Origin of the sequence: Ilumatobacter sp. (genome assembly GCF_030065885.1) — a bacterium.
GTDB lineage: Bacteria > Actinomycetota > Acidimicrobiia > Acidimicrobiales > Ilumatobacteraceae > Ilumatobacter.
Genome location: NZ_JASJCS010000134.1, coordinates 1 through 10,854, shown reverse-complemented (window position 1 = coordinate 10,854; position 10,854 = coordinate 1). Strand labels below are relative to the sequence as shown.

11 protein-coding genes and 2 pseudogenes are annotated in these 10,854 nt (G+C 69.9%); 6 read left to right on the top strand and 7 right to left on the bottom strand.

All coding sequences use genetic code 11. The features are described 5' to 3' along the window. The 6 genes and pseudogenes from QNJ12_RS20820 to QNJ12_RS20795 all read left to right on the top strand — a co-directional run. Nucleotides 1-270 (top strand): annotated as a pseudogene (locus QNJ12_RS20820) (aldehyde dehydrogenase EutE); the annotation flags it as partial. Beyond that, nucleotides 263-871, top strand: a complete 609-nt coding sequence (locus tag QNJ12_RS20815) for a BMC domain-containing protein (protein ID WP_300625619.1) — start codon at nt 263-265, stop codon at nt 869-871. The pseudogene QNJ12_RS20820 and the gene QNJ12_RS20815, both read left to right, overlap by 8 nt. Next, nucleotides 871-1,152 (top strand): EutN/CcmL family microcompartment protein, encoded by a 282-nt coding sequence (locus QNJ12_RS20810; protein ID WP_300625618.1) that lies wholly within the window; start codon nt 871-873, stop codon nt 1,150-1,152. Before QNJ12_RS20815 ends, QNJ12_RS20810 begins: the two co-directional genes overlap by 1 nt. Next, entirely contained in the window at nt 1,149-1,409 is a 261-nt protein-coding gene (locus QNJ12_RS20805) for a EutN/CcmL family microcompartment protein (RefSeq protein ID WP_300625616.1), read from the top strand. The genes QNJ12_RS20810 and QNJ12_RS20805 overlap by 4 nt, the downstream gene beginning before the upstream one ends. Nucleotides 1,410-1,556: 147 nt before the next feature. After that, on the top strand, nt 1,557-2,609 hold the full coding sequence (locus tag QNJ12_RS20800) for a LacI family DNA-binding transcriptional regulator (RefSeq protein WP_300625614.1): 1,053 nt from the start codon (nt 1,557-1,559) through the stop codon (nt 2,607-2,609). 63 nt (nt 2,610-2,672) lie between these two features. Further along, nucleotides 2,673-3,575 carry an aldo/keto reductase gene (locus QNJ12_RS20795; RefSeq protein ID WP_300625612.1) on the top strand — a complete coding sequence of 301 codons (903 nt, stop codon included), beginning with the start codon at nt 2,673-2,675 and terminating at the stop codon, nt 3,573-3,575. A gap of 19 nt (nt 3,576-3,594) precedes the next feature. On the opposite strand, the gene QNJ12_RS20790 is transcribed toward QNJ12_RS20795, so the two are convergent. From QNJ12_RS20790 to QNJ12_RS20760, 7 genes and pseudogenes are all read right to left on the bottom strand, one after another. Further along, nucleotides 3,595-4,767, bottom strand: coding sequence for an ABC transporter ATP-binding protein (locus QNJ12_RS20790; protein ID WP_300625610.1), 1,173 nt, complete (start codon nt 4,765-4,767; stop codon nt 3,595-3,597). Then, nucleotides 4,767-6,557 (bottom strand): glycoside hydrolase family 3 protein, encoded by a 1,791-nt coding sequence (locus QNJ12_RS20785; RefSeq protein WP_300625608.1) that lies wholly within the window; start codon nt 6,555-6,557, stop codon nt 4,767-4,769. The genes QNJ12_RS20790 and QNJ12_RS20785 overlap by 1 nt, the downstream gene beginning before the upstream one ends. A 166-nt stretch (nt 6,558-6,723) precedes the next feature. Further along, nucleotides 6,724-7,578, bottom strand: coding sequence for a glycoside hydrolase family 16 protein (locus QNJ12_RS20780; RefSeq protein ID WP_300625607.1), 855 nt, complete (start codon nt 7,576-7,578; stop codon nt 6,724-6,726). A gap of 4 nt (nt 7,579-7,582) precedes the next feature. Further along, complete coding sequence (locus QNJ12_RS20775; RefSeq protein ID WP_300625605.1) at nt 7,583-8,563, bottom strand: glycoside hydrolase family 16 protein; 981 nt, start codon at nt 8,561-8,563, stop codon at nt 7,583-7,585. Beyond that, on the bottom strand, nt 8,560-9,402 hold the full coding sequence (locus QNJ12_RS20770; RefSeq protein WP_300625603.1) for an SDR family NAD(P)-dependent oxidoreductase: 843 nt from the start codon (nt 9,400-9,402) through the stop codon (nt 8,560-8,562). The genes QNJ12_RS20775 and QNJ12_RS20770 overlap by 4 nt, the downstream gene beginning before the upstream one ends. Next, nucleotides 9,399-10,598 carry an enolase C-terminal domain-like protein gene (locus tag QNJ12_RS20765; RefSeq protein ID WP_300625602.1) on the bottom strand — a complete coding sequence of 400 codons (1,200 nt, stop codon included), beginning with the start codon at nt 10,596-10,598 and terminating at the stop codon, nt 9,399-9,401. The genes QNJ12_RS20770 and QNJ12_RS20765 overlap by 4 nt, the downstream gene beginning before the upstream one ends. A gap of 16 nt (nt 10,599-10,614) precedes the next feature. After that, nucleotides 10,615-10,854 (bottom strand): annotated as a pseudogene (locus QNJ12_RS20760) (carbohydrate ABC transporter permease); the annotation flags it as partial.

The following is a 10,854-nucleotide window of genomic DNA, read 5'->3' as shown; positions in this document are numbered from 1 at the left end:
GCCATCGACCTCGCCGTCCGCAGCGAGCACGGCTTCCGGCACACCGCCTCGATCCACTCCACCAACGTCGACACCATCACGCGCATGGCCCGCGCCATGAACTGCTCGATCTTCGTCGCCAACGGCCCGAACTTCTCCGGGCTCGGCAACGGCGGCGAGGGCTTCACGTCGTTCTCGATCGCCAGCCCCACCGGCGAGGGCCTCACCCGCCCGCGCACGTTCTCCCGGATCCGCCGCGTGGCCGTCATCGGAGCGTTGCGCATTGTCTGAGCGGCACGCCGACTTCGACCCGGCGATCGGGTTGCTCGAGTTCGAGTCGATCGTCGCCGGCATCGTCGCCGGCGACGCGATGGCGAAGGCGTCGCCGATCGCCTCGCTCTTCGCCGGCACCGTCCATCCCGGGCGCTACCTGGTGCTCGTCGGCGGCGACACCGCTGCCGTCGAGGTGGCGCTCGACGCCGGCGGCCTCGACACGGTCGTCGACTCGCTGTTCCTCGCCGACGTGCACCCGTCCGTCATGGATGCGATCACCACCACCGACACCGCAGCACCGGTCGACGGCGAGGCCGTCGGCGTCGTCGAGACCAGCGCATCGGCCACCGCGATCGTCGCCGCCGACGCCGGCGTGAAGGCCGCGGCCGTCGGACTGCCGGCCCTGCGTCTCGCCGACGATCTGGGCGGCAAGGCCTACTGCGTCTTCGCGGGCACCGTCGCCGATGTCGAGGCGGCGGTCGAGGCCGCGACGTCGCGCATCGAGGGCCGCGACCGGCTGGTCGCCAGCACGGTCATCCCGCAGCTCCACGCCGAGATGGCCGACAACCTCGCCGTCGAGCTGCGGTTCAATGGCCGCATCCGTGGGGACGAGGCCTGATGCAGCTGGGTCGGGTGATGGGCACGGTCGTCGCGACCACCAAGGCCGAGGGCCTCGAAGGCGTGCGCTTCCTCGTCGTCCAACCGCTCGACAAGCACCAGCTCGACCGGGGCAGCCCGGTCGTCGCCGCCGACGCGGTCGCCATGGCGGGGCCGGGCGAGCTCGTGTACTTCGTCTCGTCGCGCGAGGCGGCCGAGGCCCTGCCCGAGCGCTTCGTGCCGGTCGACCACGCGATCGTCGGACTCGTCGACCACGTGACGCTCGCCGGGGGCCGCGAGTGAAGGTCGCCGAGGTCGCCGGCACGGTGGTGTCGCCGATCAGCCACCCGTTCTTCGACGGCAAGCGGCTCCTCTTGTGCGACCTGATCGACCCCGACGGCACGGTCGGCGGCTACGTCATCGCCGTCGACGTCGTGAACGCCGGGGTCGGCGAACGAGTGCTGATCCTCGACGAGGGATCATCGGCCCGCCAGATCTTCGATGTCGCCACCGGCCCGATCCGGGCGGTCGTCGTCGGCATCGTCGACGAGATCGCCTGAACGATCGCCCGCCTCGTTCGGCGCCGCACCGACCCGACCGCACGCCGCGCAGGGCCGCGCGCTTGACGCAGGCGACATGTAAGCGGTTTCATAGCGGGTGGGCCTGGCGGGGGCGACCGAGCCCCGGGGGTCCAGGATCGATCGACCGTGAGCGACGCCCAGCGAGACCCCACCCCGCGACCGAGGCGGAGCCGCGCCACGATCGAAGACGTCGCCCGCGTGGCAGGTGTGTCGGTGGCGACGGTGAGCCGGGCGCTGCGCGATCTCCCGAACGTCGCCAACTCGACCCGTGAGCGAGTCCAGCGCGTCGCCGACGAGCTCTCGTACCGGGCCGACCCGGCCGCATCGCGCCTGGCCACGGGGCGATCCCGTTCGGTCGCAGTGGCGGTCCCGCAACTCAACGGGTGGTACTTCTCCAACGTCGTCGCCGGCGTCGAGGCCGTGGCGGCCGAGTCCGGTTACGACACCGTCGTCGTCGGGATGGGAGCGATCGGGAAGCGGCGCGGGCTGCTCGAAGCGTCCGAGTCGATCCACCGACGCGTCGACGGGCTCATCGTCGTCGACATCACGTTGACGCCCGAAGAGCTCGACTCGCTCCACCGCAAGGAGCTCCCGGTGGTGCTGGTCGGGCCGGAGACGTCGAACGTGCCGTCCGTGGGCATCGACGACGTCGCGGTCGGGAGGCTCGCGGCCGAACACCTCATCGAGCTCGGCCACCGGCGGATCGGGCTGGTGCACGGTCCTCTCCACGATCCGTTCGAGTTCCGCGTGCCCCACCAGCGTCAGCAGGGATTCGAGGACGTGTGCCGAGACGCCGGCATCGACCCCGATCCCAGGATCCACGTGCCGGGCAACTTCACGATCCAGGGCGGGTACGACGCGCTCGAAGCGCTGCTCGGGGCCGAGCACCCGCCGACCGCCGTCTTCGCGCTCGCCGACGAGATGGCGTTCGGGCTGCTGCACGCGGCACGCGACCGGCTGGTCGACATCCCGGGCCAGCTGTCGGTCATCGGCGTCGACGACCACGATGTCGCCGCCGTCGTCGGCTTGACCACGGTCCGCCAAGACGTCGCCGAGCACGGCGCACGAGCCGCCCGCGTCCTCATCGACCAGCTGAACGGTGAGGAGCCCGACCTCTCGCGTGAACACGCACCGGTCACGCTGATCCAGCGATCGACCACCGGCCCTCCCCCGAGCTGACCGCCGAGGCCGGTCGTCCGGCCTCGTGGGACGGCTACCGGCGTGATCGGTAGCGTGGCGGCCATGACGTCGCTCGTTCGCTCCGCCCCTCGCACCCTCGGCTCGCTCGGCGAGGTCGGCCCGATCGCCTACGGGCAGTGGCGCTACACCACCGACGATCTCGACCATGCCCAGGGCCTGCTCGAGACGGCGCTCGACGCCGGCATGAACCTGATCGACACCGCCGACGTCTACGGACTCGATTGGGGCGGCACCGGCTTCGGCGCCGTCGAGGCACTGCTGGGCAAGGTCATCGCACGCGCGCCGGCGCTGCGCAGCCGGATGGTGCTCGCGACGAAGGGTGGCATCACGCCGCCGACGCCGTACGACTCGTCACCCGAGTGGTTGCGGACCGCGGTCGACGATTCGCTGCGCCGGCTCGCCGTCGACGTGATCGACCTCTACCAGATCCACCGGCCCGACCTGTACGCCCACCCCGCCGAGGTGGCGGCGACGCTGGCTGCGCTGCGAGAGGCCGGCAAGATCCGCGAGGTCGGCGTCTCGAACCACACGACCGAGCAGGTGCGAGCGCTCCAGGCCCACCTGCCGTTCCCGCTCGTCTCGAACCAGCCGGAGTTCTCGGCCGTGGCGCTCGACCCCATGCGGGACGGCACGTTCGACCACTGCATGGCGAGCGGCATCGTGCCGCTCGCGTGGAGCCCGCTCGCGGGCGGCCGGCTCGCCACGGGCGAGGGTCTCGCACCCGAGCTGGTCGCCGTGCTCGACGGGCTGGCGACACGCGAGGCCGTCGACCGCGGGTCGATCGCACTGGCGTTCGTGCTCGCGCATCCAGCGGCACCGGTGGCGATCATCGGCACGCAGAACCCGGCGCGGATCACCGCATCGCTGGACGCGCTCGACGTGCAGCTCGACCGAGCCGACGTCTATGCGATCGTGCAGGCGTCGGAGGGGCAGCCGCTCCCCTGACGTCGGGTCGAGGCGGCGCTCAGTCCCAGATGGCGAGGCGCGTGTCGAGGTCGAAGAAGTGGAGGTTCTCGATCGCGACGGCGATGTCGGCGGTCTGGCCGGGGCGCACCCGCGACCGCGGGTTGAAGCGGCCGACGGCGTTGGCGTTGTGTTCGCCGCCCGCCTCTTCGACGGCGTCGGGGTCACCCGAGTCGACCGTCGTGCTCTCGAGGCGGAAGTGCACCATGATCTCCGAGCCGAGCGCCTCGAGCAGCGACACGGGCGCCTTGAGCTGCCGCCCCTCGCCGGCGTGGGTGGCGAGCTCGGCGTCTTCGAAGTCCTCGGGGCGGATGCCGAGCACGACGCGCTTGCCGTTGTAGTTGCGCAGCGCCGGGCGGGCGGCCAGCGACTCGGACGACAACGCGAGCGTCTGGTCGCCGAGGTCGATCGTGCCACCGTCGCCCGAGACGGTGAGGGCGGCGTCGTAGAGGTTCATGGAGGGTGAGCCGATGAACGCCGCCACGAACACGTTGGCCGGCTTGTCGTACAGATTCTGCGGCGTGTCGACCTGCTGCAGGTACCCGTCCTTGATCACCGCCACCCGATCACCCATCGTCATCGCCTCGACCTGATCATGGGTCACGTAGAACGTCGTCACACCCAACTCACGCTGCAACGCCGCGATCTCCGCACGCATCTGCACCCGCAACTTCGCATCCAGGTTCGACAACGGCTCATCCATCAAGAACGCCGCAGGCTGACGCACGATCGCCCGACCCATCGCCACCCGCTGCCGCTGACCACCCGACAACTGACCCGGCTTGCGATCCAGATACTCATCCAACTCGAGCACCTCAGACGCCTTCCGGACCCGCTGATCGATCTCCTCTTTGGGCACCTTCGCCAACTTCAACGCGAACCCGATGTTGTCGTACACCGTCATGTGCGGATACAGCGCGTAATTCTGGAACACCATCGCGATGTCACGATCCTTCGGCTCGACATCGTTCACGACCCGCTCGCCGATCTTCATCTCACCACCCGAGATCGTCTCCAACCCCGCGATCATCCGCAACGCCGTCGACTTCCCACACCCCGACGGACCCACCAACACCAAGAACTCACCATCCTCGATGTCCAGATTCAGGTCATGAATCGCGTGGAACCCGTTGTCATACACCTTGTTCACATTGTCGAGCACGACCGTTGCCATCACGGGCCTCCTGTTGCTGTCATCGCCGGTCGATCACCGGCGCGATGTCCGATGGGCCAGGCGGCGGGCTCGGAGACCGAGCCCGTCCGCCCTGCGACCTGTGCCGCGCTCCGCGGCCACGACACGGGAAGACTCCCGCTCGCCGGCACACGGCCGGTCAGGACGTCGACGATGCCGTCCGCTTCGGTGCCGGGCAGCCAGCAGGCCACGACGGCGTCGGCATCCTCGAGGACGTCGTCGAGGAGCAGCGGGCGGCCCGAGACGACGAGCACGACCAGACGGTCGACGTGGTCGCGAACACGGCGCACGACGTCGATCTGCTCGCCGGGCACCGACAGGTCGGCTCGATCGCCGCCACCTTCGACGTACGGCAACTCGTGCACCGTCACGACGCCGACAGGGGCCCTGACCGCCCCGAACCTCCCGTCGCGCTCGTAGTCGACGCGATCGGTGCCGAGCGCACTGCGGAGCCCGTCGAGCATGGTCCTGCCCGGCGTGATCGGGCCCGGGGACCCCTCCCACGAGATCGTCCAGCCGCCGCATGCGATCCCGACGTCGTCGAGCGCTTCGCCTGCTGCGAGCACCGTCGTCGCGGGCCCGATCGGCAGCGCGGACGCGTTCGACAGGATCACCGTGGACTGTGCTGCCGCACGTCGCGCGAGCGAGCGGTGCTCGTCGCAGCCGATCACCTCGGCCGACACCGCGGGCGGAGGCGAATCGTCGAGCAGTCCGATCGCCGCCTTGGCGCGCAGGATCCGGACGACGGCGTCGTCGACGCGTTCGACCGTGAGACGGCCGTCGTCGAGCAGCTGGAGGGTCGTGCCGATGAAGCGCTCGTGGTTGAACGGCACCATCACCATGTCGACGCCGGCGCCGATCGCGCGCTCGACCGCCGTCGGGTAGTCGGCGTCGATCTGCTCGAGCGCCATCCAGTCCGAGACCACGAACCCCGCGAACCCGAGCTCGCCCTTGAGGACGTCGGTGAGCAGGTACCGGTCGGCATGCAGGCGCCGGCCGTGCCACGTGCCATAGCACGCCATGACGGTGAGCGCGCCCGCCTCGATCGCCGCGACGAACGGCGCGAGGTGCACCTCCCGCATCTCCTCGTCGGTGATGCGGATGTCGCCCTGATCGATGAGCCAGTCGGGCCCCCAGCCGTCCCACCAGTCGATCCACGGCTGACGGTGACTGCCCGCCGTGCCCCACTCCATCGCGCCCTCGCCGACGTAGTGCTTGGCGCAGGCGAGCACGCCGTCGACCGGCAGGTGCTCGCCGTGCCATCCCTCGACGGCCGCCCGCCCGAGGGCGGCGACCACCGTCGGTTCCTGCGAGAAGCCCTCGTAGGTTCGTCCCCAGCGGATGTCCTGCGGGACCGCGAGGCACGGCGCGAACGACCAGCGCGCCCCGGTCGCCGCCGTCTCGAGGGCGGCCGCACGTGCGACCTGCCGGACGAGATCGGCGTCACCGGTCGCACCGAGGCCGATGTTGTGCGGGAAGATCGTCGCGCCGACCACGTTGTTGTGACCGTGCACGGCGTCGGTGCCGTAGAGGATCGGGATCCCGAGTCGGCTGCGCCGCGACGCCGCCACGAACGAGTCGACACCGTCGCGCCAGGCGCCCACCGACCCGTCACCCGGGTTGCCACCGCCACCGCTCAGCACGGATCCGATCGCCCGCTCGGCGACCTCGGCCGGCGTGATGCTGCCGAGCTCGACCTGGGTCATCTGGCCGACCTTCTCGGCAGGGGTCATCGACGCGAGGAGGGCCCGGATCCGGTCGTCGGTGGCCACGGTCGGACGGTCGGTGCGCGCTACCACGGCGCCCCCGCTCGCTCGTCCGTTGTCCGCCGGATTGTGCGGTTCACGTCGTCCCCTCGTTCCAGGCGCCACCTGGGAGCGCTCCTGGGAGCGCTCCCGGACAGCATGCCACCCGCTCGCCACACGGTCAAGTGGACGATCACGCGATCCGCCCCGTTCCGTCGCCGCCGTGGCTCGTGACACGTACCCAGTCGACGAGCACCCGTGCGTCGTCGCGCCGGATCGACTCGACCGCCTCGTCGCTGAGTCCGTGGTACGGCTCGCGGAGCCCGTTCGACTTGAACGGGTAGATCCCACCCAGCGCCAGGTTGAGGATCAGGAACTTGTCGGCGTCGAAACCCCACGAACCGACGAAGTCGACCATCGGCGTGGTGATGCGGTACACCAACCGACCGTCGACGCGGAAGATCAGCTGGTCGGGCAGCCAGTCGACGCCGTAGACATGCCACTCGGTCGCCGTGTCCCCTGCGTCGAAGTAGGCACGGTTGACGAGCGCCGACTCGCCGGCGTACCCACGGCCATGGGCAGCGCACGTGATCCACTCGGGTTCGCCGGCGTACTCCATCACGTCGATCTCGCCCGTGTCCGGCCACGGCCCGTCACCGAACAGCCAGAACGCCGGCCACAACCCCGGCCCGGCGGGCAGCCTCATGCGAGCCGCGACGCTGCCGTACCGGAACTCGACGTTGTCCCGCGTGTCGAGGCGAGCCGAGACGAAGTCGAACCGTTGACCGTCGTCGGTCACGAAGCCGGGTCGGTGGCGGGCGTGGAGGACGAGCACGTGGCGGTCGGGCCCGTCGGGTTCGACGTAGACGGTGTCGAGTGAGTCGACGTAGGCCTGCTGCTCGTCGTTGACGACCGTCCCGGTGACGCGCACGTTCCAGATCGACCGATCGAGCACACCTGCGGCGAAGTCGTCGAAGAAGACCAGCTCGGCACCGGATCGAGCGCCGTGAGAGGCGTCGCCGCTGCGGGGGCTGATGACCGATGCCATCGCGTCAGGCTCCCGAACCGTCGACCGGCTGGTACACCCGCACGTAGTCGGCGAGGTACTGGATCGGGTACTCGAGCTCCGGGTCGATGAAACCGCCGAGCGTTCCGCCGTGGGCGAGGTTGAGGATGAGGAAGAACGGCTGGTCGAACACCCACTCGAGCTGACCGACGTCCTCCGGACCGAGCTCGAAGAACATCTCGCCGTCGAAGAACCACTGGATCCGTTCCTCGTTCCAGTCGATCGCGTACGTGTGCCAGTCGTCGGCGATGTCGAACTCCTGCCGGAACCACTTCGTCTTGCCGCCGGCGCCCGAGTAGCCCGGGCCGTGCACGGTGCCGAGGACGAGGTCGGGGTCCTTGCCGGTGTACTCCATGATGTCGATCTCACCGACGAAGGGCCACTGCCGCTCCTGCTCGGCGGCGTCCTTGTCGAACCGGGCGCCGAGCATCCAGAACGCGGGCCACGTGCCCTTCCCGTTCGGGACCTTGAGCCGCGCCTCGATGCGGCCGTACTGGAACTCCTGCAGACCCTGGGTCAGCAGTCGTGCCGAGGTGTAGTAGGACTCCTCGAAGCGCTCCTGGCGGAGCTCGATCACCAGCAGGCCGTTCTGCAGCCGGGCGTTCTCGGCGCGGTCGGTGTAGTACTGCGCCTCGCCGTTGCCCCACCCCCAACCGCCGATGTCGTAGGTCCAGTTGGCCGGGTCGATCTCGTCACCGTCGAACTCGTCGCTCCACACGAGCTCCATGCCCTCGGGTGGTTCGACGGGGATCGGCGCCGGCGTGGCGATCGTGGTCGTCGGCGCGATCGTGGTGGTCGGCGCCTCGGTGGTCGTGGTGGCCGCCGGCGCTGTCGTGGCCGGCAGTTCGGTCGTCGCCGCGGCGGAGCCGGCCGCATCCGAGTCCGAATCCGAGCCGCAGGCCGCGGCGAGCAACACGAAGCTCGTCGCGACGACGCCGAGGCGAGCCCGAGCAGTGTGGTGTCTCACGGTGTTGCGGTCCTCTCTGGGGTCGGCGGGACGACGTCGTCGGGCTCCGGTTCGAGGGCGCCCGGTCCGGGTGGGCTGAGCTGCGCGGTGATGCCGCCGTCGACGCAGATGACCTGGCCGGTGACGTAGCTCGCGTCGTCGGAGGCGAGGAAGGCCACCATCGCGGCGACGTCGGCGACCGTGCCGAACCGCCGCAGTGGAATCCGCTCCTCGGTGGCGCGATACGTGGCGGTCCCGACGGACGCGTCGGCCCGGTACGTGTGGGTGACGCCCGGTGCGATGGCGTTGACGCGGATCCCGTACTGACCGAGATCGATCGCCATCGCCCGCGTCATCGCGTCGATGGCGCCCTTGGTGACGTCGTAGGGCAGCCCGCGGTGGTGGGCTCGCAGCGCGCCGACCGACGAGATGTTCACGATGCTGCCGCCGGCGGATGCGGCCATGATGCGTGCGGCACGCTGCGAGCAGAGGTACGGGCCCGTCACATTGGTCGCCAGCTGCAGCTCGAGCAGCTCGGGGTGTTCGTCGAGCGGACGGCGACGCTCGAGATCGGCGGCGTTGTTCACGAGCAGGCCGATCGTGCCGAACGACTCGCGCACCGAGCGAAACATCGCGTCGATGTCGTCGGGGCTGCCGACGTCGGCCCGCAGCGGAAGGTGCCGAGCCCCGATCGCTCCGAGTGCGTCGGCGGCGTCGGCGAGTGCGTCGCCGTCGATGTCGACGATCGCCACGCGCATCCCCTCGTGAGCGAGACGCACCGCGATGCCCCTGCCGATGCCCTTGGCGGCGCCGGTGACGACGGCGACGCGGTCGGCGAGCTCGGGATGCCGTGCGCTCATGGCCGTGCCGGGCTCCCGTCGGGCAGGCGGGTCTGGGTCCACTGCTCGACGGCCTCGTCGCACGGGTGCGCCGCGGCGAGTTGCTCGTCGATGTCGATGCCGAGGCCTGGCAGGTCGTTCGGGTAGAGGTAGCCCTGCTCGACCCGGGGGAGGCCGGGGAACACCTCGTACTCGAGCTCCGACGGCCGGTACCACTCCTGGATCCCGAAGTTCGGAGCCCACACGTCGAGGTGCAGGTTGGCGGCGTGGCCGACCGGCGAGGTGTCGCCCGGACCGTGCCAGGCGGTCCTGACGCCGAAGGTGTCGGCCAGCAGGGCCAGGCTGCGCGCCGGGGTGATGCCGCCGATCTGGCTGACGTGCACACGCACGAAGTCGATCAGCCGGTCGGTGATCAGGCCCCGCCACTCGTGCGGGTTGTTGAACAGCTCGCCCATCGCCAGCGGCGTCGCGCTCTGCTGACGGACCGTCTCGAACCAGCCGATGTCCTCCGGCGCCAGGAGGTCCTCGAGGAAGAACAGCCGGTACGGCTCGACGTCCTTCGCGAACTGGACGGCGTCGATCGGATGCAGGCGCTCGTGCACGTCGTGGAGCAGCTCGATCGACTCGTCGAGCTCGCCGCGGACGTGCTCGACCATCCCGAGCATGGTCGGTCCGTACGCACGCGGGTCGAAGTAGTTACCGTCCGGCGAGCCGTGCGGACGCCGGTCCGCGGCGCCGGCGCCGCCGTATCCACCCAACTGGATCCGGACGTGGCGATAGCCCTCGTCGACGAGGGCCTGCGCACGCTCGGCGACCTCCCGCGGGTCGCTGCCCTCGGCGTGGACGTAGGTCGCGGCAGCCTCGCGGCACTTGCCGCCGAGCAGTTCGTACACCGGCATGTCGGCTCGCTTGCCCTTGATGTCCCAGAGCGCCTGGTCGACGCCGGAGATCGCGTTGTTCAGAACGGGGCCGTTGCGCCAGTAGCCGTGGACCATCGACATCTGCCAGGTCTCCTCGATGCGGTCGACGTCGCGGCCGACGAGGAACGGCTTGAGATGACGCTCGATCGCGGCCTCCACGGCGAACACGCGCTGGGTGAAGGTCGCACAGCCGACCCCGTACAGCCCGTCCTCGGACGTGAGCACCTTCACGATCACCAGCCGGGACGCGCCCGGCTGGGTCAGGATCGTCCTGACGTCGGTGATCGTGACGGGCACCCGCAGTCCCTCGCCGCTAGCCCTTGACGGCGCCCGACGTCAGGCCCGAGATGATGTAGCGCTGCAGGAACATGAACAGCACGAGCATCGGCAACATCAGAATCAACACCGCCGCTGCGAGCTGCACGTAGTTGTCGCCGTACACACCGTCGAAGACGATCAGACCTCGGGTGATCGGGTAGAGGTCGTCGTTGGTGAGGTAGATCGTGGCGAGGATCAGCTCGTTCCAGATGCCGATCGCGTGGATCACCGTCAC